Raw genomic sequence first — 25985 nt, 5'->3', positions numbered from 1 at the left:
GTGCTGCGCCCCTAGGCGCAGCACGCTGCGCCCCTACCCCGCCGTGTTTTATCCCCCCAACAACCGGTTCACGGTGGCCACGATCAACCGCCGCTCCACCGCCTTGATCCGTTCGTGCAACGATTCGACCGTATCGCCGGGCATCACCGGCACTTCGGCGCTGGCCAAAATCGGGCCATCATCAACCCGCGGCGTCACCCGGTGGATCGTGCAACCAGTGACCGGCAGGCCAAGGCGAATGGCGTCGGCCACCACGTGCGCGCCGCGCAGGGCCGGAATCACAATGCCGCTGCTGGTGGTGACAGTATCGCCGCCATCGGCAGGCAAGAGCGCCGGGTGTTGGTTGATGACCCGATTGGGAAACTGTTCGAGAAACGTTGCCGAGAGCACGCGCATGAAGCCGGCTAGCACGATCAGGTCTGGCTCAAAGCAAGCGACCACGCCGGCCAAGCGCCGTTCCCATTGTTGGCGCAGCGGGCCGCGCGGCGCGCTGAGCGGCACGTGCGCGGCGGCAATCCCGGCGTTAAGCGCCCGCTGCAAACCATAAGCTTGGGCGCGGTCACTGACTACTAACGTCACTTCGCCGGCCAGCTCACCGGCAGCCTGCGCATCGAGCAGCGCCTGCAAGTTGCTGCCGCTGCCGCTCAACAACACCGCAATGCTTGGCACACCCTACTCCTGACCAATATCGCGGCGGAAATGCTTGCCCTCGAAGCGGATCTGGTCGGCGGCGGCGTAGGCGCGTTCGCGGGCTTGCCGCAAGCTTGAGCCGAGACCGGTGACCCCCAACACCCGCCCGCCTGCCGTGCAGAGGCCGTTCGGGCCAACCGCAGTGCCGGCGTGGAAGACGAGCACTTGATCCTCATCGAGCGCCTCGACGCCGCGAATGAGATCGCCTTTGCGTGGCCGTCCGGGGTAGCCAGCCGCGCACAAGACCACGCAGACCGCGTAGCCTTTGCGCCGGCGCAACGTGTCAGGCTTCAATTGGCCGGTGGCGCAGGCGTACAACGCGCCGAGGAAATCTCCTTCGAGCAGCGGTAAGACGGTTTGCGCTTCCGGGTCGCCAAAGCGGGCGTTAAACTCCAGCACCTTCGGCCCGTCGGCGGTAAGGATCATGCCCGCATAGAGCAACCCGCGAAACGGTGTGCCGCGCGCGGCCAACTCGTTGACTACCGGTTGCATACAGCGATTGACGATTTCGTCGAGCAAGGCCGGCGTGACCTCATCAACCGGCGCAATCACTCCCATCCCGCCGGTATTGGGGCCGCGATCCCCCTCTTCGAGCCGCTTGTGGTCGCGGGCTGGCGGGAGCGGCCACAGCCGTTCGCCGTCGCAGAGCGCCTGCACCGATACTTCGCGCCCGTACAGCCGCTCTTCGAGCAAGAGATGGTGGCCGGCAGGAATCGTGCTCAACTTGGCAATCGCATCGAGGGTTTCTTCCACCGTCTCAGCGACGATCACCCCCTTGCCCAGCGCCAGACCGTCTGCTTTGACCACCCATGCCTTGCCGCTGGCGCGAGCAAAATCAGCCGCTGCCGCCGCCGAAGCAAAGACGTGGCTCTCGGCAGTAGGGACGCCGGTCGCAGCCATGATCTCTTTGGCGAAGGACTTGCTGCTTTCGATGCGGGCAGCAGCGGCGGTGGGGCCAAACGCCGGGATGCCGGCGGCTTGAAAGGCATCAACGATGCCATCTGCCAGCGGGTTGTCGGGGCCAACAACGAGCAGATCGATCTGCTCTTGGCGGGCAAGATCGATCAAGGCCGGGTAATCGTTGAGCGGGAAGGGGACGTTCCGGCCATACCGTCCGGTACCGGGATTGCCGGGAATGGTGAGCAGTTTGGTAAAGTTGGGTGAGCGGGCAATCTTCCATGCCAGTGCGTGCTCACGGCCACCGGAACCAATCAGTAATACGTTCATAGGCTTGTCAATCACACTGAGCGGCGTCCTGCCGTACAATTGCTGTTCAGTATAGCATGGTTGCTGCGATTAGATGGCAAAAAGAGGTCTTTGATGCAGATCTTCTTGGTATCGCCAGCGCTGATCACGCAGATACCGGCGCTACGGGCACGGGGCACCTATCTGCTTCATTTCTGGTTGGCGCAACCGCTGGCCCAGCTTGCGATTGGGCAGTTAGGGCGTTTCGATCTTGCGCCGGGCCATTACTACTACGTCGGGAGCGCATTTGGGCCGGGGGGACTGGCGGCGCGTCTCCGCCGGCATAGCGAAGTCGAGAAACGCGCGCATTGGCATATCGACTATCTCCGCCCTTATCTCGCATTGCAGGAAATGTGGGCCGCAGTGGCCGCTGAACGGCTGGAATGCCGCTGGTGCGCCGCCCTCGCCGGATTGCCAGAGCTGAGCCGGCCAATCCCGCATTTTGGCGCGTCGGATACCGGATGCGGCGGGCATCTGTTCTATGCTGCGGAAGCGGTGGCGCATCTTGCCGATCTATTGCGCCAAACAAACCGATAGGGGCCGGTTTCAAACCGGCCCCTGCTACCTGCCGTAGATCGTCGCCAGTCTATCGCCGTACCGGCAACCCGCGCTCGACGATCAGATCCATCGCCCGATCAATCGGGATATGCACCTTGCCTTCCAGCGTATAGCCATAGCTGTTGAGCAACGTGCGGGCTTCGGTGACGTAGCTGCGGTACGTATTGCCCGTTACCGGGGCTGGCTGCGGCGTAAACGGAACTCGACCGGCCAGCAACACCACCAGACTCAGCACAAGAAACACCATTAAGCTCGCAATCATCAAGCGGCTGAGCGGCGGTTCGGCGGCCACGGGCGCCGGACGGGCCGCTTGCATCGGACGCGGTGGTGCATACCGTGGCGCCGAATAGTTCGGGCGAAAGCTCATACGTGTCTCTCCTCCGCGTTAGTGATGGCCACTATTCTGCAACTGCTCCATATTGGGATCGCGCAGCGGCAAGAGCGGCGCTTGTTGCACATTGGCAGCGAACAGGGCTACCACCAGACCGATCAGGCCGATCGGTGCTGCCACATCGGTGATAGTAATATCCCACAGATGCTCGCGGAACTCTGGCAGCACGATCCACGCCATATCAACGAAGCGCATCACAATGATCCAGCCGGCGATGGTGGCCAGTGTGCTCAAATTGCGCTTGGTGCCGCGGAACAGCAGCACAAAGAAGGGCAGCGCGAAGGCGAACAGCATCAATGCCAGCGCCACAAAGACCCAGCCGTGCTGCGTGCGGTGGACATACCACGGCGTAAATTCGGCCACATCACCCGACCAGATAATCACCAACTGGCCGTAGGACATATACGTCCACAGCACAGTAAAGGCGAACATCAGCTTGCCAATGTCGTGGATCGGCTTCACCGACACATACTCGCGGAAGAGGCTCGCATCGCGCACCCGGCTCATCATCACCGCCAAGAAAGCCAGCGTCATCAAACCCGCGTTGGCCATGTAGTGCGCGCCGTAGATGGTCGAGAACCAGTGCGGGTCGAGCGACATCGCCACATCGAACGAGAAGAAGGTCACGGTGATGACGAACAACGCCACGCCGATGCCACTCAACCGGCGCATACGGGTCGCCAGCTTCTTGGCGTCGCCGCCGGCATCTTGCTGGCGCGACCAGCCGCGCAGCGTGTAGGCCAGCGCCGTCCAGATCACAAAGAAGATCGCGATCCGGGCCGTCACCCACAGCGGGCTCATCCATGGCACCTTGTGCGCGATAATTGGATCGAACTCGGCGCCGCCGGGAGTCACGATCTCAGGGTTGGCCCACTCGTAGAGCGGATGGGCAAGGCCCAACGACTTGTAGGTGTCGAAATAGCCCAACGCAATCGGGATAAAGAGCAGACCCATGATCGGCAGCGTCGCCGCGCCGGCTTCGAGCATGCGCCGCACGGTGACGCCCCATGCGCCGCCCGTCAGGTGCTGCACCATCAGAAAGCCGAGGCAGCCGAGCGGGATGGTCATCGCCACATAGTAGCCGTAAATATACGACTCAAAAAACGAGGTTGGGTTGAGAAAATAACCCGCAACCAGCACACCGATCCCAATCACAGCCGCGGCCAGACCGAGAACTTGCACCTGCCCAAGCTGCGGGATGCGGGTCTGTGAAAGACTTGTCGTCGCCATGTGTCTAACCTTCCAGCCTAATTCCCCAGCCGCGCGCGTTCGGCGGGAGGCACATCATCAATGGTCGCATTCTGGCTCAACTGCAAAGCCCGAATATAAGCGGCAATCGCCCAGCGGTCTTCCGGCGTAATGCGCGAGGCATAGCTATACATCGACTGATACCCGCCGTTATTGGGGTCGCCGCGGTACACGCCATTCGTAATAATCACAAAGAAGTGGCTCAGCGGCGCTTCACGCAGACGCTGCTGGTGGAAGTTGGCCGGCACAATGCCGCCGCGCTCAGCCACCATACTCGTTCCGTAGCCCGACTCGCCGTGGCAGACGGCACAGTAGATGTTGTACTTCAGTTGCCCGCGGAGCAGCAAGTCTTTCGTCACCGGGAAGGGCATTGCATCCACTTCTTTGCCATCGATCAGGCCGGTGTAGAGAAACTCATCGGTCTTTACCACCTCATACGGCGTCGTGCCCGGCACGTTGGGGCGCGACGAGCGGCCATCGGCGAAAAAGCTGCTCGGCTCGTAGGTCGTGTACTTCTGCTGATCGTACATGTCCTGATGGCAGGCAGTGAGCAGCAACACCAACAGGCCGATCCAACCGAAGCGAATCATGCGCGTTGTTAGGCGAGGCGTCTGCATGGGCTTCCCTCAGTATGCGACCTCGGAGACCTGCATCGGGTTGAGCGAGCGCAGGAACTGCGAAGTGCGCGAACGATCGAACAGCGGATCCGTTGATTCAATGCACAGGAAGAAGGCGTCTTGCGACGCATACTGGAACCGGGGCACATTAAAGACCGGGTGGTATGGAGCCGGCAGGCCGTTGAGCACCACCATCCCGATCGCTGACGCAAACGCTGCCAGCAGAATACCGCTCTCGAAGGTGATCGGGATCATCGCCGGCCAGTTGGTAATATCAAGCGGGCGACCGCCGATATTCAGCGGGTAATCGATCAGATTACCGATGTATTGCAAGATGAAACCAGTCGCCGCCCCAATCAGCCCAAACAGCAGCACCAAGCGCGGCACACCCGTATCGCCGTGGGCAATCTCCTCGATCACCTCTTCAATCGGGAAGGGTGAGAAGGCATCCATTTTGGTATAGCCCGCCGCCTTAGCTTTGCGGGTTGCTTCAATCAAGGCTTCTGGCGTGGGAAACTCAGCCATCACGCCGTAGACATCGTTTCGCATCGCATCACTCCCCTAGTCTGCCGAGGCTGTGCCGTGGGCCGTACCGTGCTCGTGGCTGTGCCCGTGCCCGTGCCCATGCGCGCCATGCTCTGCCCGCCGCTTCGCCTTCTCCTGTTCTTGATGGAGGAACAACCGCATCTCAAAGATATTGATCATCGGCAGGACGCGGATGAAGAGGAAGAGCAGGGTAAAGAAGAGCCCAAAGGTGCCAAGGTAGAGCGACCAATCCCAAATCGTCGGAATGTAGAGACCCCACGACGAGGGCAAGAAGTCGCGTTCGAGCGAGATCACGATGATCACGTAGCGTTCAAGCCACATGCCTACGCTCACAATGAGTGAAATGATGAGCAAGGCTGGGATATTCTGGCGCACCTTCTTGAACCACAGCGGCTGGATTGCCACCGCGTTGCAGAAGAGCAGGCCCCAGTAGGCCCACGAGCTTGGCCCGAACATACGGTTGTAGAGGAGGTATTCCTCGTACTCATTACCGCTGTAGAGCGAGGCGAAGACCTCCATGAAATAACCGTAGACGACGATCATACCGGTGGCAAGCATCACCTTCGCCATCACATCGAGGTGGTGAAGGGTAATGTAATTCTCGAAGCCGTAGAAGGTGCGCACCGGGATCATCAACAACAACACCATCGCAAACCCGGCAAACACGGCGCCAGCCACGAAGTAGGGCGGGAAGACCGTGACTTGCCAGCCGGGGACTTGCGAAATGGCGAAGTCGAGTGAAATGATCGAGTGAACCGAGACCACCAGCGGGGTCGAGAGACCGGCCAGCAGGATCGAGGCCATCTCATAGCGGTGCCAATGGCGGGCCGAGCCGCGCCAGCCGAGGGCCGCAATGCCATACAGGCGCTTGACCCAAATATTCTTGGCCCGATCACGCAGGGTCGCGAAGTCGGGGATCAGACCGACCAGCCAGAACACCAGCGACACCGTGGCGTAGGTCGAGATCGCGAACACGTCCCACGCCAACGCGCTGCGGAACTGCGGCCACATGCCGTGGGTATTGGGGTACGGGATCAACCAGTAGAACAACCACGGCCGGCCAAGGTGCAGGATCGGGTAGAGACCGGCGCACGCTACCGCAAACAGCGTCATCGCTTCGGCGAAGCGGTTGATCGAGTTGCGCCAACCCTGATTGAGCAGCAACAGAATGGCCGAGATAAGCGTACCGGCGTGGCCGATACCGATCCACCACACAAAGTTGATGATGTCCATGCCCCAGCCGACCGGGATATTAATACCCCAGATACCGACGCCGCGGATGAACAGCCACGTCACCGACACAAAGAAGATCATCAGCAAGAAGAACGCCACGCTAAAGCCGGCCAGCCAGCCCTTTGGGGTCTTCAGCGGCGGCGTTAACGGGACATCGCCGATCTTTTGAGTGATCGACGTGTAGGTTTCCCCCGGCAGCAGATAGGCTTCGCCGTCATCGACGGGCCGGGTTCGGAGTGGTTGCGCCTGTGCCATCGCTAGCCTTCCACCTTTTCTAGATCCTCAGACGGGTTGCGGACACGGGCCAGATATGTCGTGCGCGGGAGCGTGTTCAGGAAGCCGAGCAGGCCGTAGTTATGCCCTTCCGCCTTCCACTTGGCGACGCGGCTGGTGGTGTCGTTAATATCGCCAAAGACGATCGCACCAGTCGGGCATGCCTGTTCGCAGGCAGTCTGAATGGCGCCATCGCTGATGACATACGACGATTGGCCAGCCTGCACCGCTGCGCGTTTGGCAGCAATGCGCGCCCCGCTAATGCGCTGCACGCAGTAGGTACACTTCTCCATCACACCTCGGATGCGCACCGTCACATCTGGGTTGAACGCGAGCTTGAAGGTCTCGGTCGTCGTATCGCTGTACTGCAAGAAGTTAAACCGCCGCACCTTGTACGGGCAGTTATTCGAGCAATACTTCGTGCCGACACAGCGATTATACACCATGTTGTTAAGACCTTCGTAATCGTGAACGGTGGCCGCAACCGGGCAGACAACCTCGCATGGCGCCTTTTCGCACTGCATGCAGTTGACAGGCATCATGTAGGTGGAAGGATTATCCAAATCGTCGCCGGCGTAGTAGCGATCAATCCGGATCCAGTGCATCTCACGCCCGCGCGAGACTTGATCCTTGCCAACGACCGCGATGTTGTTTTCGGCTTGGCACGCGACGACACAAGCGTTGCAGCCAATGCAGGCGTTGAGATTAATCGTCATGCCCCACGCATTGCGACCGGCGTAATCATCACCGGGTTGCAACGAGAGATAGCCGGGTGACTCACGGCCATACTCTTCTTTGTACACCTCTTTTGCGATGTACTTGGGGTCTTCCTTAAACTTCTTAAACTCGCCGACGCGATAAATATCGCGCCCTTCCAGCGTCCAGTGGTTTTGGGTGCTGACTAGTAAGTAGGTGCGACCGGTATTAGTCACGCGCGCGCCGGCGCCAAACCACGGGCTATCGCTGGTGCGGATGGGGTAGACATCAACCCCCACGCCATTGCCGACCCGGCCAGCATTGGTGCGGCCATAACCGAGGTTCAGCGTAATTGAGTCTTCGGCGTGGCCGGGGAGCAGCCAGATCGGCAGCTCGACCACTCCGCCGCGGTATTCGATGCGGGCAATCGTGCCATTCACCTTCGAGAGTTGTTCGAGGTAGATTTGGCGTTGGCGATCGTCCTCTTCACCGCCAACCAGCCGGTCAGCGTTAAAGGGCAGGCCAAGCAGCTTAATCGCCGTGCGCGGGCTCATCAGCGCCGCATTATCCCAGACTAGCTTGGTGAGCGGGCGAGGCAGCTCTTGCAGCCAACCGTTATTTGCATAGAAGCCATCGAAAACTGATGGGTCAGGCCGGAAGACGATCTCGACGCCGCTGCCCGGCTGCGGAATCTCGGCTGCCCGAATAGCGGCTTCGTTCAAGGTTGGCGTAATCACCGACGCCGCCGTATCGGCAATCACGCCGGTCGCCAGCGCGATCTCCCAATTCGTCTTGCCGATCTGCTCTTCCCAATAGCCGCGCACCAGATCGTAGCTCTCGGCATCAGGTTGGCCGAGCATCGCCGCCAACAACTCGTTGGCCGTCTTCCCGCCATAAAGTGGCTCGATCAGCGGCTGCACAATGCTGGCGGTGCCATCGAAGGCGCGCGCATCACCCCAACTTTCGAGTGGGTGGGCCTGCGGAATATGCCACGTGGCCCGCACCGACGTCTCGTCAACGAACTGGCTCAGGTGAATGGTCAGCGGCACCGTCGCCATCCGGTCGGCGAAGCGGAGGTCGCCGGGGGCATTGTAGACCGGGTTGCCGCCGATCATAATCAAGGTCTCGACCCGGCCAGCGGCCATCTCGCTGACCAACGTCACCAGATCGTTGGTCTGGTTAGTGGGGCGAGCTTCCACTGGTTCGTGGTAGAAGACCGTTTGACCGACATTGCCAAGCTCAGCATTAATGAGGTGGGCAAGGGCATGCACCACCGGCGGCTGCTGATCGCCGGCAATCACCACTGCGCGGCCCCGATGCTCTTCGAGGTCTTTGGCGATCGCTTTCAGGAACTCTTCCGCCTTTGGGCCAAGCTCAGCCGGGGCGCCGCCAACCCCCAATTCGTGGGCCAATGCCCCAGTGAAGGCAGCGATGGCATCGGCGCGCAGCTGCAGCCGGTGATCGGCGGCGGTACCGGTGGTTGACGGGCTCGCCTCAACCACATACAGCCGGTTCATCTCGCTGCTGCCCTTGCGCACCTTGCGCGCATCGGCGAAGGCACGGGCATACGCGCCGAAGCCGGGGCCGGGGGCAAGGAAGTCGGCGTCAAGGCTGACGATGACCAGCGCCTTCGACAGATCGTAGCGGGTGGTGACATCGCGGCCAAAGGCGAGGCGCGCGCCTTCAACCACGTTATCGCGGTTGACCGGCTCGTACTGATACCAGCGCGCCTGCGGATAGGCCTGCAAAAACTGCTCGATCTGCGCAGCCAGCGATGGCGATGTGACATTGGTGGTCAATAGCCGCACACCGGCTCCCTGTGACGCTTGGGCTGCCGTCAACGCATTAGCCAGCGTCGCGGTAAACTCGGCCCACGTGCTTGCCACCCCCTGCCGCAACACGGTTGTCGAGCGGTCGGGGTCATACATCGTCAAAATCTCGGCCTGCGCAAACAGATCGGTACCACCAAGGCTAGCCGGGTGACGCGGGTTGCCTTCCACCTTGGTCGGGCGCCCCTCGTTCGAGCGCACCAGCACCCCAGCGCCATAACCGCCGAGGGTGAGCGTGGAGGCGAAAAATTGTGGAACACCGGGAATGCGGCCTTCCGGTTGGCGATCAAAGGGCGCGATATACTGGCGCGGCTGATAGGTGCAGGCGGTCACGCCAGCCAAGGCTAACGAGGCCCCCATCAGCTTCAGGAATGTGCGCCGGCTCATTCCATCGCTCATCTCGCTCGCGCCGCGCGGAAACTCGCGCTCCACTAGTTCGCGGAACGCCGGCGAATCGGCCAGTTGATCGAGCGAACGCCAGAACTGCGGTCCGCGCGCGTCGCGCAACTGAGCGCGAATGGCCTCGAGGTCAGGTTGCTGCTGTGTCATGGTTGTTTACCACCACCGTTGCTAATGAATCCAGCGGGCACATAGGCGTGCCGTCCGAAACGGGGCGGCACGCAGTCGAGCGGCTTAGCGATGGCACACGTAACAGTTGGTCAATTGGTCGGGCGGCATGATGCCGTACTCCGCCACCAACCGGCGACCGATCTCCAGTTGGTTCGACGGCGGCACGTAATCCATGTTGTAGACCTCTTCACGTGGCCGGACGTACAATTCAGGATTGCGGTGACAGTTGAGGCACCAACCCATATACAGCGCCTGCTGCTGCCAGACCACCGGCATATTGTTCACTTGCCCGTGGCAGGTCGAGCAGCCGATGCCCTTGTTGACGTGGATCGAGTGGTTGAAGTACACGAAATTGGGCAGGTCGTACACCTTGACCCACTCGATCGGCTTGCCGGTGGCGTAGCTCTCGCGCACCTTTTCCAGCAGCGGGCTGGCGGTCTTGATCTGTGAGTGGCAGGTCATGCAGGTTTCGGTTGCCGGAATATTGGCGAAATACGATTGGTCAACCGAAACGTGGCAGTAGCGGCAATCGATGCCGACGATGTTGTAGTGGAGTTGATGGCTGAACGCCACCGGCTGTTCGATCGCCACGTTTACTTGCCGGAAGTAGTTGGAGCGGAAGTAAACGCCGAGAATGAGGATGCCTTCAACGACGAGCAAGACGAGCGCGAAGATGCTTAGGCGAGCCAGAAGGTTGGCATTGCGGGGGAAGATCTGTGCCATGCTGCGTTACCCTGTTCAGGAAGCGAACTGCACGGTGTGAGCCTGCCGGTATTATAGAACCGTTTTGCTTTTGCGTCAAATACTCGGACGCGCTAACATCGTTCTTGCCTAATGTAATGCCGAAAATGCGAACTTAACAACGTGGTTTAGGTGACATGTTTTTGCATATTGTGCATTAGCTGTGCGCGCGGCATACCTCGCATCCTTTGTCACGCCATGGTGACAGAACTTGGTGGTTATGGGCTCATCTTCATCTATAGTACCACAATTTTTTGTGCAAACAGTCTGCAATTTTGTGACAAGCTTCGCAAATATGCGGTGGGAAGGAAGCAGGAGGGGCGCCGGCAACTTATGGTATAGTGTGCAGCAATGGGAAGAACCGCGCGAGGAAGTGGCGATGAAAATAGCAATTATTGGCTTGCCCAACAGTGGCAAAACAACGGTCTTTAATGCGCTGACCCGCGGCCATGCCGAGACGGCGGCCTATTCATCGGGGCAGCTTGAGCCGAATTTGGCGACGGTGAAGGTGCCTGACCCGCGGCTCGATGTGCTGGCGCAGATGTTTAAACCACGCAAGATTACCTACGCCGATGTCCAGTACGTTGATATTGGCGGTCTCAGTGGCAGCGGTCGCGCCGGCGGCGGCTTGCCGCCGGTCTTGCTGAACTATATTGCCTCGGCTGATGCCCTCTTGCACGTGGTGCGCGCGTTCGAGGATCCAGCCGTTCCCCATCCCAACGGCTCGGTCGATCCGCAGCGCGATATTGCGGCGGTTGATCTGGAATTGGCCTTTTCCGATCTGGGCATTATCGAGCGCCGGCTCAACCGGCTCAACGCCGAGATTCCGAAATTGCCGGCCAAAGAGAAAGAACTGCGCACCGCTGAGCGCGATCTGTTGCAGCGGCTGCGCGAGGCCCTCGAAGCCGAGATACCGATCCGCGCGCTAGAGCTGACCGACGACGAGGCGCGCATGATCCGCGGCTACCAGTTCCTCACCGCCAAGCCGATGCTGATTGCGCCGAATATTGGTGAAGCGGATATTGCCCATCCGCCGCAGATTGCGTATCCGCATCGCAACAGCGCGGTCGAGCCGCTCTGTGGCAAGATCGAGGCCGAGCTGGCCCAGCTCGATGATGAAGAGGCGCGCGCGTTTATGGAAGACCTCGGCATTACGGCCCCGGCCCGCGATCGGGTGATTAAGGCGAGCTATGGCTTGCTGGGACTGATCAGCTTCCTCACTGCCGGCCCCGATGAGGTGCGCGCATGGCCCATCCCGCGTGGCACGCCGGCGGTCGAAGCGGCGGGGGTGATCCATTCCGATATTCAGCGCGGCTTTATCCGGGCCGAAATTGTGGCCTACCACGATCTGATTGCTGCCGGCAGCATGCACGAAGCTAAGAAGGCCGGTCACGTGCGCATGGAAGGCAAGCAATATATCGTCCAAGATGGTGACATCTGCCATTTCCTCTTCAATGTCTGAGCGGTTGTTCACGGCCTCGTTACGATCAGCGCCGTGGGGCAAGGCTGTGGCTCAGGTGATGGCGGCTGCATTGGCTGCGGTCGATCCAGTCCAAGCCACAGCCGTCTCATTGCGCCGCGAAGGCGACTGGTTGATCGCCGGCGAGCGTCGCTACGATCTACGCATGTTTGCGCGGGTGTGGCTGGTGGGCGCGGGGAAGGCTGGGGCCGCGATGGCGCAAGCAGCGGCGGCTACACTGGGCGACCGGCTCAGCGGCGGGATCGTCGTGGTGAAAGACGACGGTGCGCCGTTGCCAGCGATTCCCGGCGTGACACTCGTGCAGGCGGCCCATCCGACCCCTGACGAGCGCAGCGTTGTTGCCGGGCAGCAGATGGCTGATCTCTTGGCTCAAGCCGATGAACGTGATCTGGTCATTGCCCTGATTTCGGGTGGCGGGTCAGCCTTGCTCAATCTGCCGGTTCCCGGCGTCACCCTCGCCGATCTGCAGCGATTGACCGCCGAATTGCTCGCCTGCGGCGCACCGATTGGCGCGATTAATACCCTGCGCAAGCACCTTGACCGGCTCAAAGGCGGCGGGTTGGCCCGGTTAGCGGCCCCGGCGACGCTGATCACACTGATCCTCTCAGATGTGGTTGGGAGTCCGCTTGACGTGATCGCCTCTGGCCCAACGGTCGCTGATCCGACTACGTTTGCCGATGCGTTGGCGCTGCTCGATCACTACGAGTTGCGCGATCGGTGTCCGCCGGCCATTCTTGCCTATCTGACGGCAGGCGCGCGCGGCGAACAGCCAGAGACGCTCAAGCCGGGTGATCCGGTGTTGGCGAAGGGGCAGCATGTATTGATCGGGAGCAATGCGCAAGCGGCGCAGGCTGCCTTGGCCGCAGCGCAGGCCGCCGGTTTTCATGCTCTCTTGCTTACCACCTCGCTTGAAGGAGAAGCGCGCGAGGTAGGGAAGGTGCTGGCCGCGATTGCCCGTGAGATTGCCACCAATGGCCATCCGTTAACTCGTCCGGCTTGTGTGATCGCTGGCGGCGAAACGACCGTTACGCTGCGGGGAACGGGGCTTGGCGGGCGCAATCAAGAGTTGGCGCTGAGTGCCGCGCTGGCGTTAGCGGGTTTGGCCGATGCGGCGGTGATTGCGCTGGCCACCGATGGCGGCGATGGCCCGACCGATGCCGCCGGCGCGGTGGCGACCGGTGCGACGGTAGCGCGAGCGCGGGCCTTGGGCCTTGATCCGCTCGACCATCTGCGCCGCAACGACGCTTACCCCTTCTTTGCCGCGCTTGATGACCTCTTGCGGCCCGGCCCGACCGGCACGAATGTGAATGATTTAGCGTTGGTGGTGGTAGGGTAGGCGCAGGATTATTGCTGGCTGAAGCGCTGGCTGCGCCGTTGCAGATCAGTGACGATTGCAGCGCGTTTGCCAGATTGGACTATCGTTTTAGGGGCTAGGGATACGATTGTTGCGGGCGGCAGGCATACAGCCGTGCTATATGCCTACGCGCCCGCGCAATGACCGGATGTATCTGCGCCTACGACAGCTCGCTGAGCGCCTCTTCCACCGAGATCAGATGGGCTGGGCCGCCGATCGGAGCTTGGACGGTTTCTAACCCCAAGCCCAAATCGTGGATAGCCGCTGTCACCGAGGGGGCGAGATCGCGGCGGGTGATGAAGACCACAGTCGGGCCGGTATCGGTGCTCGCATACACCGGCACGCCACGGGCGCGCAGATCGTTGCACAGCCGGAACAGCGTGATATTTTCCGGCTCCCACCCAATAATCTTCTGCTCGCGCGAACCAGACATCGTGACGCCGTGCAGGCGCATGCTGTCGAGTTCGGCCAATTGGCCGATGGTTTGCCAATCGCCGCGGCGGGCAGCGGCGATGCACTCGCGCACCTCCTCGCCGCGCGAACGCATCCACGCGCGGAAGAAGACGCTGTTCGGCGCGTCGTGATGAGCCTGTTCGGTCTTCAAACCGACCCGCGAGTCAATCGGTACCGTAATCAGCGCGACATCCTCCAGCTCGTGGTCTTGGTCAAGGCGGACAGCGAAGCTTTCTGAGGGCGGAATGCCGGGGTAACTGAGCCAGAGGGCCAAGCCGCCGGCGGCGCTGCGGCAGCCAGAGCCAGCCAGCCGGCGGGCGAGGGTGGAGATAAAGCGGGTGTGGCCGGCCAATTCAGGGCCAAAGAGGGCCCCGACCGCCGCGCAGGCCAATGCGGCGGCAGCCGAGGCGCTAGTGCCCAAGCCTTTACCGGCGACGCGGGTGCGCAGCACATTGCGCGAGACGACGCGGGCATGGCTGGTAACGCCGGCCAACTCACGCACGGCATCAAGCACCGTGACGACCCGTTCGAGCTCGCGGCCTTGCGCCGGTTTACCGCCGATAATGGCGCTATCGGCGGATAGGGCCGGATCGAACTCAACCAGCGTTGTTGTGTGAGCCGCGGCGTTATTGAGCGAAATTGAAGGCAAAAAGGCGATGCGTTGCGTCCAGTCGCTGAGGCCGTGGTATTTCAGCACCCCCTGCATTGGGTACGCGCGGGCGGCGGCGATGCCTTGCGCGCGGGCCGGCGGCAGATGCGGCGGCGGTGGCAGTTCGATCCGGTGGTGGCGCAGATCGGCCAAGATGCGTTCGTGAGCCGTGCGCATCGGCCCGACCAGATCGGCGAACCCTTTTGGGATCAACGACTCATTCACGGCGCATACCTCTTCATTACTGGCGACCGCCGTAATTCGGCGCCTGCTTGGTAATCACGACATCGTGCGGATGGCTCTCGATTTGGCCGGCAGTAGTGATGCGGATGAAACGGGCATCGCGACGGAGGGCTTCGATATTCGGTGCGCCGGCGTACCCCATCCCAGCGCGCAAACCGCCGACCAGTTGGTAGACGGTGTCGCTGAGCGGGCCTTTGAACGGAACCATGCCTTCGATGCCTTCGGCTACTAGTTTACGCGCTTCGGTAACGTTGGTCTGAAAGTAGCGGTCGCCGCCGCCGCGCTGCATCGCGCCAATACTGCCCATACCGCGATAGCTCTTGTAGCTGCGGCCTTCGTAGAGGATCAGCTCGCCGGGGCTTTCTTCGGTGCCGGCGAAGATCGAACCGATCATGACGCTATGAGCGCCGGCGGCAATCGCCTTGGGAATATCACCCGAATACTTGATCCCGCCATCGGCGATGATCGGAATCCCGTAGGGTTCGGCGGCGCGAGCGCAATCATAAATGGCGGTAATCTGCGGCATGCCGGCGCCGGTCACGACGCGGGTGGTGCAGATCGAGCCGGGGCCTTGCCCAACTTTCACCCCATCAACGCCGCGCTCGATCAAGGCAATGGTAGCGGCAGCGGTCGAGACATTGCCGCCGATAATTTGGACGCGGGGGAACAGCTCGCGCAGCTTGACGACCGCATCGAGCACGCCGCGCGAATGGCCGTGGGCAGTATCGACGACCAACACATCGACCCCGGCGCGCACCAGCTCAGCAGCCCGTTCGAGATAGTCGCCGCTAACGCCAACGGCTGCGCCGACGCGCAGCCGTCCCATATCATCTTTGCAAGCGTTGGGGTACTCGATCCGCTTCATAATATCTTTGACGGTGATCATCCCACTCAGCTTGCCGCGTTCATCAACAACCAGCACCTTCTCGATCCGGTGGCGGTGGAGGACTTCTTTGGCCTCTTCGAGGGTGGTGCCTTCGGGCACGGTTACGAGATTACGCGAGGTCATCAGCTCGCGGATGGGGCGATTACGGTCGGTCTCGAAGCGCAGGTCGCGGTTGGTAATAATGCCGACCAGATCGCCATCGGCGGTGGTGACGGGCACGCCAGAGATCTTATATTCGGCCATCAAATCGAGCGCATCGCCGACGGTGCGATCGGGCGGCAAGGTGATGGGGTCGGTAATCATCCCGCTCTCAGACCGTTTCACCTTACGTACCATCTCGGCCTGTTGGGCGATTGGCATATTCTTGTGAATAATGCCGATGCCACCCTCGCGGGCCAGCGCGATGGCCAGCCGGTGCTCGGTGACGGTATCCATCGCGGCGCTGACGATCGGAATATTGAGGCGAATGTTGCGTGTAAGCCATGTGCTCACATCGACCGTCGCGGGCAAGACATTCGACTCAGCCGGTATCAGCAGGACATCATCGAAGGTCAGCCCTTCGCGCGCAAATTTTTCCTCCCAAGCGATGCCCATACATTCCTCCGTGCAATGTAGTGATGTACAAAAAACCCCCGCGGCCAGCGCAGGGGAATAGCAACGACTGCTGACTCCAAACGACAGGTGACGGCAAGCGCACCCATATCATCTCGCCTGTACTATACTCTGAACGGCCCATGTCGTCAAACGAGCAAGCCGATCACGATGGCGACCACGCCGGCGCCGGCGGCGATGCCACCCAACACATAGAACAACAAGCTGCGGCGGCCAAGATGCTGGTGCAAGGATCGTTCTGGCTGAAACGAGATCAGAAACGGCCCGCGTTGGCGGGGATCGGCGCCAATCTGCGGGTTAGCGCCGAGTTGGCGGAGATAGCCATGGACAAAGACCGGACTGCCGGCCGGCAACGCCCATTCTTGGCGCCAGATTTCGCGCTCGCTGCCGCCGAGGCCGGTCATTTCTTCGTAGCGAGCAACGGTTTCCCGCAGATCAAAACTGGCGCCGGCGGTTACGATCGTGATCGCGCCGCTGGGATCGCGCACCTGAAACTCAGGCACGGACTGGGTATAGTCGTCGCCGAAGGCGGTTTCGGTCTTTTTTTGCTTGCCGTCCCAAGCGCGGCCCGCAGCTTGTTCGCGCTCTTCATGCACCATATAGCGAAAGGCAACGCACGGCGTATCGCTGTAGGGCGCGCGGAGCGACGTCTGCGTTTCGGCGATACCGGTGACTTCAACAGCGGCGCCGATGGACAGTAAGCCGGCGCGCACTCGATCGAGCAGATCGCCGACCGGCCATGTTGGGGTCTGCTGGATAGCGGCGAGCCGGCGGTCGTGCCAATAGGCAACGGCGGCCAGCGCCGCTGCGCCGAGGATGGCGAGGATGCCGCTGCCAATCAAGATCAGTGATGCCATGCGAGACTTCCTTGCTGAGTATAAATCTCATAACTATGGTTGCGGTGAAGCGAAACGTCTTTTTTCCGGCGCATCGAGATGCTATGATGAGGATAACACAGTGCGGCATTGTGAAGGAGTGTGATGTATGCTCAAACGAATTTTACATGCCCTCGGCTTCATCGTTGCTAATGTGATCGTGATGATTATTCTGCACGGCAACTCACGCCAGTTTTGGCCAAAGATTCCCTACTTGAGTTTGCGCAACGAAAGCACGTTCGAGCACACCCGGTTACTCTTCAATACGCTCTTGGTTGTCACCATTGGACAGGCGTTGATCGGCAAATTACCTCGTGAGCGGTGGGTGCCGCGCGGGATTGTCTTGGCGGCGCTGCCCGCCTCGTTACCGGGACTGATCTTCTTTGGGCAGCGGGTGTTGCGGTTAGAGGGCGAGGCCAGTGAACGGTACAATCTCAGCCTAGTGCCGCTGCTGCCGATTGCCGCCACGGTACTGGAAGAGGTACTAGTCGATAAGCTCAATCCGGCCGCCGCGGAACCGCACGCGGATTATAGCCATCTGGTGTGAGTGGCTGAATGTAGGTTGCCAAGATACTGGATCGTAAGGGCGGGGTTCAAACCCGCCCTTACGGATCCCTCCCTTATCCCTACCGCCACTCAGCAAACATCACATCGCTGCCGCGGGTAGGCACGCCAACGCCGCCGCGCACTGGCGCACCCTGCTCGTCGCGCACGGTGAACGTCACCTCTTGGCGCGGGCGCAAACCGCAGACGCGGGCATTGCCTCCGGAGTCGAACGCGCCGCTGAGACGCAGGCCGTCAATCGACACGATCCAGCCGGCGGTATTAATCCCGCGAATCTGGATCAAGATGCAGCGCGTATCTTCATTCTCGTTCAGTTTCACAAAGCGCAGCCGGGGTGGTTCCGGCGGTACAGTTGGGGTTGGCGGGGGTGGCACACCGGTATTGTCGATCAACCAGCGCTCGACATAACCGCTCGAACCGATCAGACCCGAGTCGGTGCTGGTGCGAATGCGCACCCGGTACCAACCAGCCGGTTGTTCGCTCAAAATATCTACTTCATCACCGTTGCGGATCGGCTCAGTTACGGCGCTTTCAGGCGATGGTTCAACCCGGATCCGGGTAAACGCCCCTTGGGCATCTTCTTCAATCCGTCCGGTATAGCGATAATCGGGACGCACACCCGATACCACGCGCACACTGCTATAGTCGCGCAGGGTGACAGCAGCGCCGGGCACCGGTGTGCCATTGAGTTCGAGGGTAAAGGGCGCCGAACCAGCGAGCGGGATGTTCAGGGTGCTGATGCGCAAGCGTAATTCGTTGTCACTTCTGCCGGCCAAGATATCGAGGGCAACTGGATCATAGCCGGCGGCGCGCAGTGTTGCCGTGCGGACGGCGGATAGGCCTGAACCTTGGACGGTAAACTCAAGCGGAGTCGCGCCGGTGAAGAGGTCGATGGGAAAAATGCGATCAACGCGGAATGACTGGATCGGAATCGGCGATCTGGTTGGCGCTGGCGTAGGCGAAGGTGATAGAGTAGGAGAAGGAATCGCCGTCACGATGGCCGGGTTGGCAGTCACCGGCGTTGGCGAAGGTGTTGCCACTCGGTTGAGGCCAATCGCGGCCAGCACAACGAGCAAGATAATGGTAACGACGCCGATGGCGACCGGCGCCGACCAATGTAGATCGCGCTGAGGGGTTGGCGTGGCGCTGGTTTGGGCTAATTCGCGTTCGATCGTGTCGATGGTTTGCATCACCTCGCTGGCCCGCGGATCGTCTGCAGGCAGCCGGTCGAGCGCCGAACGGTAGACGGTCAGCGCCTGCGCTAGTTGGCCGTGAGTGCGCAACGCAGCGGCATCATTCATCAGAGGCGCGATCGGGTCGGTTAGCGATGGGGAAATTGTGGCTGGCGCTTGCGGTTCGGCGGCAGCCATTCTCGGCGAGGGCAACACCGCTTGCCATTCTTTGAGGAGCGGGCAATTCAGCGGGGTCGCGCTCTGCCAAAGCCGATCGAGCATTTGGGCTGGGCCTAGCCCCCAACGGCGGGCAAGTGCGTCGCGGAGGGTATGGTAGCGTTCGGTTGGTTGCAGCAGATCAGCGGGCGTGAAGAAGCTATCCGTCGCGGCGGCTGCGCGTACGGCATCGTCACACCAGCCAAGCAATTCAAGGATCAGCAACGCGCCGCCGAAGCGATCGGCGGACAATCCCTGCGCCGGCACCGGGTGCTGGTACGGGCTGGTGGGCGCTGGCATCGGGAGGCGGAGCACGCCGGCGCCATGCATTGTTTCGAGATCGACGAGCGCAACCGGTGCGGCGGCGGCGGGATCGATCAATCCGGGGAGCATCACATGGGCGGATTGTAGATCGCCATGCACAAGGCCGCGTTGCTCGATCTCGACTAGCAAATTGGTTAGTGCTCGGGCTAGCGCCAGACTTTGGCTAGGGCTGAGCGGGCGACGGTGATGGATCAATTCTTGCCACGGCGGGCCATACACCCATGGCATCAGGATGGCATAGTCGAGTTCAGGCCGCGTTGTGACCAATGCTGGTTGGTTAGCGGCGGTAATAATCATGCGGCGTGCTGCTTGCAAGCCGGGAATACTGCTCACGCTCTGCAATTGCTGCGCGTGCTGGATCAACGACGGCTCGCAAAGTTGGGTTTGCACCTTGAGCGCGACAAACCCGCCAGCAGTGCGCAATTGAACCACCCGGCTGTTTTGACCCTCTTGCACAAACGGGCGTCCGGGTATGGCCGGATGGGCGCATACCTGATAGCTGATCCCGTCGATCACTAATTGCTCGTCAATCGCAGGTTGGAAGGGCATGGATGTAACCATACTCTGAGCGGCGGAAGTGGTTGGCGCGGTGGCTGGGTTGTTCGTAACTGCGCCATGGATGATACAATTTAGTATACCACCTTGCTGTGTAAGCTTATGCGACGATTGCCGGTAGGGAGGTTCGCTGCCGTTATGCCGATGGCCCGGCTGCTGTTCTCACCGGCCAATCCAATGATCTGTCTGGTCTGGACTCTGGCGCAAGCTGCCGCTTGGCAACAGTTGGTGACAGTTATGCACAGGACGCATATCGGTAATCCAGATTTGATCGGGCGACATGAGCAGCATCTGCGTGATTGTGGGCCTCTGTTAAGTAAACGGTGAACAATTCTCAATTATTGAAGTCTTGACGAATTGCGTCACGAGGGGTAGTCTATAATATGCACCCCTTGTTATCTATATCACAACCGGTAGATTAGGTTTTGACATGCGTCGAGGAGGACTGTCGATGATCGACACTGCGCCCCCCGCCCCACCACGGGCGCCCCGTTCCAATCCAATTCGGGATCGCGTTGCTTGGGAAAAACAGCGCGCTGCTGCGCTGGCCGATCCCGGCGCTTTCCATGGCGCAATTGCCCGGACGCTGATCCACTGGTACGATCCGGCCCATCGCTGCTGGATCCGCTTCAACGAGACCAGCCAGCGCTGGGAAGGGCTTGACGCGGCTACTGGCGCGCCGGTCGAGGTGGATTATCCAGCCGACTATCAGCCGTGGGAAAAAGCGTTTGATGATAGCGAAGCGCCCTTCTACCGCTGGTTCCTTGGCGGTTTAACCAATGCCTGTTTCAACGAAGTTGACCGCCATGTCATGACGGGCTACGGCGATGAGGTGGCCTTCTACTTTGAGGGTGATCGCTGGGACAGCTCGCTCAACAATGGCCGTGGCGGGCCGGTGGTGCAAGAGACGATTACCCGGCGGCGGTTGCTGGTCGAGGTGGTGAAGGCGGCGCAAGTGTTGCGCGATCTCGGTCTGAAGAAAGGTGACCGGATTGCGCTGAATATGCCGAATATTATGCCGCAGATCTATTACACCGAGGCGGCTAAGCGGCTGGGAATCATTTACACTCCGGTGTTCGGCGGCTTTTCTGACAAGACGCTGTCGGATCGCATCCACAATGCTGGCGCGCGGGTAGTGATCACCTCAGACGGCGCCTACCGCAATGCGCAAGTGGTGCCCTACAAAGAGGCCTATACCGATCAGGCGCTCGATAAATATGTGCCGGTGGAAACGGTGCGCCAGATTGTGATCGATACGCTGGCGACGCTGCCGTTGACCGATGACCAGCGCCAGAAGATCCTTGCCGAAGTTGATGCGGCGTTGGAGGGTGAGATCACCATCGAGCGATCGGACGTGATGCGTGGGGTTGGGGCGGCGCTGGCTCAGATGCGCGATCTTGATGCTGGTATCCAATCCAAGGTGCGCACCGTGCTGGCGCAGGCGCTGGTGGCGACGCCGCCGCGGGTTGAGGCGGTGATTGTGGTGCGCCACACCGGCCAAGAGATTCTGTGGAATGAGGGACGCGATCGCTGGAGCCACGAGCTGCTCGAGGCAGCCCTTGAGAAGATTTTGGCCAACGCGCGCGCTGCCGGCATTGATGTCCATAGCGAATCTGAGCTGCTCAGCCTGCCCGACGAGCAACTGATTCGCGCGCTGTATGCCAGTGTTCCGTGCGAGCCGGTCGATGCCGAGTACCCGATGTTTATCATCTACACCTCGGGCAGCACCGGCAAGCCCAAGGGTGTGATCCACGTGCATGGCGGGTATGTCGCCGGCATTTTGCATACGTTGCCGGTGAGCTTTGATGCCGAGCCGGGTGATACGATCTACGTCATCGCCGATCCGGGTTGGATCACTGGCCAGAGCTACATGCTCACCGCGACGATGGCTGGCCGCCTGACCGGCGTGATCGCCGAGGGGTCGCCGCTCTTCCCCTCGTCGGGCCGCTATGCCAGCATCATCGAGCGGTACGATGTGCAGATCTTCAAGGCCGGCGTCACCTTCCTCAAGACGGTGATGTCGAACCCGCAGAACGTGGAAGACGTGCGGCTCTACGATATGTCAACGCTGCGAGTGGCGACCTTCTGCGCCGAGCCGGTAAGCCCGGCTGTGCAGCAGTTCGGCATGCAGATCATGACGCCGCAGTACATCAATTCGTACTGGGCGACCGAGCACGGCGGTATTGTTTGGACGCATTTCTACGGCAATAACGACTTCCCGCTCCGCCCCGATGCGCACACCTATCCGTTGCCGTGGATTGCCGGCGAGGTGTGGGTGGCCGAAACGGATGAGAGCGGCAATGTGCGCTATCGGGTGGCCGATTACGAAGAGAAGGGCGAGATCGTGATTACGGCGCCCTATCCGTACCTGACGCGCACAATCTGGGGTGATGTGCCCGGCTTTGAAGCCTATCTGCGCGGCGAGATCCCGCTGCGGGCGTGGAAGGGCGATGCCGAGCGGTTTGTGAAGACCTACTGGCGGCGCGGGCCAAACGGCGAGTGGGGCTACATTCAGGGCGACTTTGCGATGAAGTACCCCGATGGCAGCTTTACCCTCCATGGCCGCTCGGACGACGTGATCAACGTGTCGGGCCACCGCATGGGCACCGAGGAGATCGAGGGCGCGATTTTGCGCGATCGCCAGATTACGCCCGACTCGCCGGTCGGCAACTGTATCGTGGTCGGCGCGCCGCACCGCGAGAAGGGTCTGACGCCGGTCGCCTTCATCCAGCCGGCGCCGGGCCGGCGGCTGACGGCTGCCGATCGCCGGCGGCTCGATGAGATTGTGCGCACCGAGAAGGGTGCGGTGAGCGTGCCCGAAGATTACATCGAGGTCAGCGCCTTCCCCGAAACGCGCAGCGGCAAGTACATGCGCCGCTTCCTGCGCAATATGATGCTCGATGAGCCGCTGGGCGATACCACCACGCTGCGCAATCCAGAGGTGCTGGAAGAGATTGCGGCCAAGATTGCCGAGTGGAAGCGCAAGCAGCGCATGGCCGAAGAGCAGCAGATCATCGAGCGCTACCGCTACTTCCGCATCGAGTACCATCCGCCGGCGGCCAGCGCCGGTAAGCTGGCGGTGGTGACGGTGACCAACCCGCCGGTTAACGCGCTCAACGAGCGCGCGCTCGATGAGCTGAACACGATTGTCGATCACCTGAGCCGGCGGAATGATGTGGCTGTGATCGTGTTCACCGGCCAAGGCGCGAAGAGCTTTGTGGCCGGCGCCGACATTCGCCAGTTGCTCGAAGAGATCCACACGGTGGAAGAGGCGATGGCGCTGCCGAACAACGCGCACCTCGCCTTCCGCAAGATCGAGTGCATGAACAAGCCGTGCATCGCGGCGATCAACGGTGTGGCGCTTGGTGGCGGTCTGGAGTTTGCGATGGCCTGCCACTACCGCGTGGCCGATGTCTACGCCGAGTTTGGCCAGCCTGAGATCAACCTGCGCTTGCTGCCCGGTTACGGCGGTACGCAACGGTTGCCGCGCTTGCTCTACAAGCGCAACAACGGCACCGGTCTGCTGCGCTCGTTAGAGATGATCTTGGGCGGGCGGAGCGTGCCGGCTGAAGAGGCGCTGGAGTTGGGCTTGATCGATGGGATTGCGACCGGCGATTACGATGCGCTGGCGTTGGCGTGCGAACTGGCCCGCGAGGCGATTGGCCCCGATGGCGCGTTGCGCGAAGAGTCGCCAGTCACCAAGGCCTTCCGCCATCGCCACGAGCAACTCGAAGAGTGGCGCAAGCCTGACCCGCACTTCGCCGATGATGAGCTGCGCTCGATTATTGCCCATCCGCGGGTTGAGCGCATCATCAAGCAGGCCCATACCGTTGGGCGTGACGCCGCTGTACATCGCGCGCTCGAGGCGATCCGCTACGGGTTCATCCACGGCTTCGAGGCTGGCCTTGAGCACGAGGCGAAGCTGTTCGCCGAAGCGGTGGTTGATCCGAATGGCGGCAAGCGCGGTATCCGCGAGTTCCTCGATCGCCACAGCCCGCCATTGCCGACGCGCCGGCCATTGATCACCCCCGAACAGGAGCAACTCTTGCTAGAGCAGAAAGAGCTGTTGCCGATCGGTTCGCCCTTCTTCCCCGGCGTCGATCGGATTCCGAAGTGGCAGTACGCGCAGGCCTTCATCCGCGATCCGGAGACGGGCGCGGCAATGCATGGCGACCCGATTGTAGCCGAGAAGCAGATCATTATTCCGGTCGAGCGGCCACGGGCGAATCAGGCGCTGATCTATGTGCTGGCCTCGGAAGTCAACTTCAACGATATTTGGGCGATTACCGGCATTCCGGTGTCGCGCTTCGACGAGCACGACCGTGACTGGCACGTGACCGGTTCGGGCGGGATCGGGTTGGTGGTGGCGCTTGGTGAAGAGGCGCGCCGCGAAGGCCGGCTGAAGATCGGCGATTTGGTCGCTATCTACTCTGGCCAGAACGACCTGCTCTCGCCGCTGGTGGGCCTTGATCCGATGGCGGTCGATTTCGTCATCCAAGGCAACGATACGCCCGATGGTTCGCACCAGCAGTTTATGGTGGCGCAAGCGCCGCAGTGTATGCCGGTGCTGCCGGATATGACTATCGAGGCGGCGGGCAGCTACATCCTCAATCTAGGCACGATCTATCGCGCGCTCTTTACCACGCTGCGCGTGCAACCCGGTCGCACGATCTTTATTGAGGGCGCCGCAACTGGTACCGGTCTCGATGCGGCCCGTACCGCGGCGCGCAACGGTCTTAACGTGATCGGTATGGTCAGCTCGGCTGACCGGGCGGCGACGGTGATCGGGGCCGGCGGCAAGGGAGCGATTAACCGCAAGGATCCGGCGATCGCCAATTGCTTCACCCGCGTGCCGGAAGACCCGTCTGAATGGGCAGCATGGGAGGCGGCTGGCCATCCGTTGCTTGAGATGTTCCGGGCCCAGAACGATGGCCGCTTGGCCGATTACGTCGTCTCGCACGCCGGCGAGACGGCCTTCCCGCGCAGCTTCCAACTGCTCGGCGAACCGCGTGATGGTCATATCCCAACTCTGACCTTCTACGGCGCGAGCAGCGGCTATCACTTCACCTTCATCGGCAAGCCCGGCGCGGCTTCGCCAACCGAGATGCTGCGGCGGGCCGGCTTGCGCGCCGGTGAGGGGGTGTTGATCTACTACGGCGTCAGCAGCAGCGACCTGATTGATAGCGGCGGCCTTGAAGCCATCGAGGCGGCGCGCTTGATGGGGGCGCGGATCGTGGTGGTGACGGTTAGCGATGCCCAGCGCGAGTTCTTGCTCTCGCTCGGTTTCGGCGCAGCTCTGCGCGGCGTGGTCAGCATCGCCGATCTCAAGCGGCGGTTTGGCGACGATTTCGAGTGGCCAGAGACAATGCCGCCGCTGCCCGACTCGCGCAAGGATCCGCAAGGTCTCAAAGAGGCGGTGCGCCGCTTCAACGACCTGACCTTCAAGCCGATCGGCAGCGCGGTCGGCGGCTTCCTGCGCACGCCCGACAACCCGCGCGGCTATCCCGACTTGATCATCGAGCGCGCCGGTCACGATGCGCTGGCGGTGAGCGCGATGCTGATCAAGCCCTTCACTGGCCGGATCGTCTACTTCGAGGATATCGGCGGGCGGCGCTATTCGTTCTTCGCGCCGCAGATCTGGGTGCGCCAGCGCCGCATCTATATGCCAACGGCCCAGATCTTCGGTACGCACCTCTCGAACGCCTACGAGATTGTGCGGATGAACGAGGAGATCAGCGCCGGTCTGATCACGATCACCGAGCCGGCAGTGGTGCCGTGGGAGCAGTTGCCCGAAGCGCATCAGGCGATGTGGGAGAATCGCCACACCGCGGCGACCTACGTCGTCAACCATGCCTTGCCACGGCTCGGCATTAAGAGCAAGGACGAGCTGTACGAGGCGTGGACATCACGCGAGGAGTAGCGGTAGGTTGGTGAGGAGGATAGGGCAGCATGTATGCTGCCCTAT

General features: G+C 61.3%; 18 protein-coding genes. 5 read left to right on the top strand and 13 right to left on the bottom strand.

Annotated elements, in window-relative coordinates:
- Nucleotides 1-48 precede the first annotated feature (48 nt).
- Together purN and purD are read right to left on the bottom strand one after the other, a co-directional pair.
- On the bottom strand, nt 49-669 hold the full coding sequence (gene purN, locus A6A03_RS12795; protein WP_066788924.1) for a phosphoribosylglycinamide formyltransferase: 621 nt from the start codon (nt 667-669) through the stop codon (nt 49-51).
- Nucleotides 670-672: 3 nt separating this feature from the next.
- Nucleotides 673-1917, bottom strand: coding sequence for a phosphoribosylamine--glycine ligase (gene purD / locus A6A03_RS12790; protein ID WP_066788943.1), 1245 nt, complete (start codon nt 1915-1917; stop codon nt 673-675).
- A gap of 93 nt (nt 1918-2010) precedes the next feature.
- On the opposite strand from purD, the gene A6A03_RS12785 reads away from it, so the two are divergent.
- Entirely contained in the window at nt 2011-2472 is a 462-nt protein-coding gene (locus A6A03_RS12785; RefSeq protein ID WP_066788923.1) for a GIY-YIG nuclease family protein, read from the top strand.
- 49 nt (nt 2473-2521) lie between these two features.
- Here the strand turns inward: A6A03_RS12785 and A6A03_RS12780 are convergent, their stop codons facing one another.
- From A6A03_RS12780 to A6A03_RS12750, 7 genes are all read right to left on the bottom strand, one after another.
- On the bottom strand, nt 2522-2860 hold the full coding sequence (locus A6A03_RS12780) for a hypothetical protein (RefSeq protein ID WP_066788922.1): 339 nt from the start codon (nt 2858-2860) through the stop codon (nt 2522-2524).
- Nucleotides 2861-2878: 18 nt separating this feature from the next.
- Nucleotides 2879-4114: a hypothetical protein gene (locus tag A6A03_RS12775; protein WP_066788920.1), complete on the bottom strand. Its 1236-nt coding sequence runs from the start codon at nt 4112-4114 to the stop codon at nt 2879-2881.
- A gap of 17 nt (nt 4115-4131) precedes the next feature.
- Nucleotides 4132-4749: a c-type cytochrome gene (locus A6A03_RS12770; RefSeq protein ID WP_066788918.1), complete on the bottom strand. Its 618-nt coding sequence runs from the start codon at nt 4747-4749 to the stop codon at nt 4132-4134.
- A 9-nt stretch (nt 4750-4758) separates the two neighbouring features.
- Nucleotides 4759-5298, bottom strand: coding sequence for a DUF3341 domain-containing protein (locus tag A6A03_RS12765; RefSeq protein WP_066788916.1), 540 nt, complete (start codon nt 5296-5298; stop codon nt 4759-4761).
- Nucleotides 5299-5310: 12 nt separating this feature from the next.
- Complete coding sequence (gene nrfD / locus A6A03_RS12760) at nt 5311-6783, bottom strand: NrfD/PsrC family molybdoenzyme membrane anchor subunit (protein ID WP_066788914.1); 1473 nt, start codon at nt 6781-6783, stop codon at nt 5311-5313.
- 2 nt (nt 6784-6785) lie between these two features.
- A complete protein-coding gene (locus A6A03_RS12755; RefSeq protein ID WP_066788912.1) occupies nt 6786-9875 on the bottom strand; it encodes a TAT-variant-translocated molybdopterin oxidoreductase in 3090 nt (1029 codons plus the stop codon).
- Nucleotides 9876-9959: 84 nt separating this feature from the next.
- Nucleotides 9960-10619, bottom strand: a complete 660-nt coding sequence (locus A6A03_RS12750) for a cytochrome c3 family protein (protein WP_066788909.1) — start codon at nt 10617-10619, stop codon at nt 9960-9962.
- 397 nt (nt 10620-11016) lie between these two features.
- Here A6A03_RS12750 and ychF point away from each other — a divergent pair, with 397 nt between their 5' ends.
- Both ychF and A6A03_RS12740 read left to right on the top strand, forming a co-directional pair.
- Nucleotides 11017-12099 (top strand): redox-regulated ATPase YchF, encoded by a 1083-nt coding sequence (gene ychF / locus A6A03_RS12745; RefSeq protein ID WP_066788940.1) that lies wholly within the window; start codon nt 11017-11019, stop codon nt 12097-12099.
- A complete protein-coding gene (locus A6A03_RS12740) occupies nt 12092-13453 on the top strand; it encodes a glycerate kinase type-2 family protein (RefSeq protein WP_066788907.1) in 1362 nt (453 codons plus the stop codon). The genes ychF and A6A03_RS12740 overlap by 8 nt, the downstream gene beginning before the upstream one ends.
- Nucleotides 13454-13631: 178 nt before the next feature.
- On the opposite strand, the gene A6A03_RS12735 is transcribed toward A6A03_RS12740, so the two are convergent.
- From A6A03_RS12735 to A6A03_RS12725, 3 genes are all read right to left on the bottom strand, one after another.
- Nucleotides 13632-14798, bottom strand: coding sequence for a diphosphomevalonate decarboxylase (locus tag A6A03_RS12735; protein WP_156525337.1), 1167 nt, complete (start codon nt 14796-14798; stop codon nt 13632-13634).
- Nucleotides 14799-14814: 16 nt separating this feature from the next.
- Nucleotides 14815-16296, bottom strand: coding sequence for an IMP dehydrogenase (guaB, locus tag A6A03_RS12730; protein WP_066788905.1), 1482 nt, complete (start codon nt 16294-16296; stop codon nt 14815-14817).
- 146 nt (nt 16297-16442) lie between these two features.
- Nucleotides 16443-17171 carry a GIDE domain-containing protein gene (locus tag A6A03_RS12725; protein ID WP_066788903.1) on the bottom strand — a complete coding sequence of 243 codons (729 nt, stop codon included), beginning with the start codon at nt 17169-17171 and terminating at the stop codon, nt 16443-16445.
- Nucleotides 17172-17298: 127 nt separating this feature from the next.
- Between A6A03_RS12725 and A6A03_RS12720 the strand changes: the two genes are divergently transcribed.
- The gene (locus A6A03_RS12720; RefSeq protein ID WP_066788901.1) at nt 17299-17736 is read left to right on the top strand and encodes a hypothetical protein; all 438 of its coding nucleotides are present in this window, start codon (nt 17299-17301) and stop codon (nt 17734-17736) included.
- Between the two features lie 79 nt (nt 17737-17815).
- Here the strand turns inward: A6A03_RS12720 and A6A03_RS12715 are convergent, their stop codons facing one another.
- Complete coding sequence (locus tag A6A03_RS12715) at nt 17816-20014, bottom strand: SH3 domain-containing protein (RefSeq protein WP_066788899.1); 2199 nt, start codon at nt 20012-20014, stop codon at nt 17816-17818.
- A 457-nt stretch (nt 20015-20471) separates the two neighbouring features.
- On the opposite strand from A6A03_RS12715, the gene pcs reads away from it, so the two are divergent.
- On the top strand, nt 20472-25940 hold the full coding sequence (gene pcs, locus A6A03_RS12710; RefSeq protein ID WP_066788896.1) for a propionyl-CoA synthase subunit Pcs: 5469 nt from the start codon (nt 20472-20474) through the stop codon (nt 25938-25940).
- The last annotated feature ends 45 nt before the right edge of the window (nt 25941-25985 follow it).

Source organism: Chloroflexus islandicus (genome assembly GCF_001650695.1).
Taxonomy (GTDB): domain Bacteria; phylum Chloroflexota; class Chloroflexia; order Chloroflexales; family Chloroflexaceae; genus Chloroflexus; species Chloroflexus islandicus.
This window is presented reverse-complemented; position numbering and strand designations above follow the sequence as displayed.

What these genes read in the sequence shown, in the direction of transcription:
- A6A03_RS12755 (WP_066788912.1), bottom strand. Translation starts at nt 9,875, where the DNA reads ATGACACAGCAGCAACCTGACCTCGAGGCCATTCGCGCTCAGTTGCGC.
- A6A03_RS12765 (WP_066788916.1), bottom strand. Translation starts at nt 5,298, where the DNA reads ATGCGAAACGATGTCTACGGCGTGATGGCTGAGTTTCCCACGCCAGAA.
- guaB (WP_066788905.1), bottom strand. Translation starts at nt 16,296, where the DNA reads ATGGGCATCGCTTGGGAGGAAAAATTTGCGCGCGAAGGGCTGACCTTC.
- A6A03_RS12725 (WP_066788903.1), bottom strand. Translation starts at nt 17,171, where the DNA reads ATGGCATCACTGATCTTGATTGGCAGCGGCATCCTCGCCATCCTCGGC.
- A6A03_RS12785 (WP_066788923.1), top strand. Translation starts at nt 2,011, where the DNA reads ATGCAGATCTTCTTGGTATCGCCAGCGCTGATCACGCAGATACCGGCG.
- A6A03_RS12770 (WP_066788918.1), bottom strand. Translation starts at nt 4,749, where the DNA reads ATGCAGACGCCTCGCCTAACAACGCGCATGATTCGCTTCGGTTGGATC.
- nrfD (WP_066788914.1), bottom strand. Translation starts at nt 6,783, where the DNA reads ATGGCACAGGCGCAACCACTCCGAACCCGGCCCGTCGATGACGGCGAA.
- purD (WP_066788943.1), bottom strand. Translation starts at nt 1,917, where the DNA reads ATGAACGTATTACTGATTGGTTCCGGTGGCCGTGAGCACGCACTGGCA.
- ychF (WP_066788940.1), top strand. Translation starts at nt 11,017, where the DNA reads ATGAAAATAGCAATTATTGGCTTGCCCAACAGTGGCAAAACAACGGTC.
- A6A03_RS12775 (WP_066788920.1), bottom strand. Translation starts at nt 4,114, where the DNA reads ATGGCGACGACAAGTCTTTCACAGACCCGCATCCCGCAGCTTGGGCAG.
- A6A03_RS12750 (WP_066788909.1), bottom strand. Translation starts at nt 10,619, where the DNA reads ATGGCACAGATCTTCCCCCGCAATGCCAACCTTCTGGCTCGCCTAAGC.
- A6A03_RS12780 (WP_066788922.1), bottom strand. Translation starts at nt 2,860, where the DNA reads ATGAGCTTTCGCCCGAACTATTCGGCGCCACGGTATGCACCACCGCGT.
- pcs (WP_066788896.1), top strand. Translation starts at nt 20,472, where the DNA reads ATGATCGACACTGCGCCCCCCGCCCCACCACGGGCGCCCCGTTCCAAT.
- A6A03_RS12715 (WP_066788899.1), bottom strand. Translation starts at nt 20,014, where the DNA reads ATGCCCTTCCAACCTGCGATTGACGAGCAATTAGTGATCGACGGGATC.
- A6A03_RS12720 (WP_066788901.1), top strand. Translation starts at nt 17,299, where the DNA reads ATGCTCAAACGAATTTTACATGCCCTCGGCTTCATCGTTGCTAATGTG.
- A6A03_RS12740 (WP_066788907.1), top strand. Translation starts at nt 12,092, where the DNA reads ATGTCTGAGCGGTTGTTCACGGCCTCGTTACGATCAGCGCCGTGGGGC.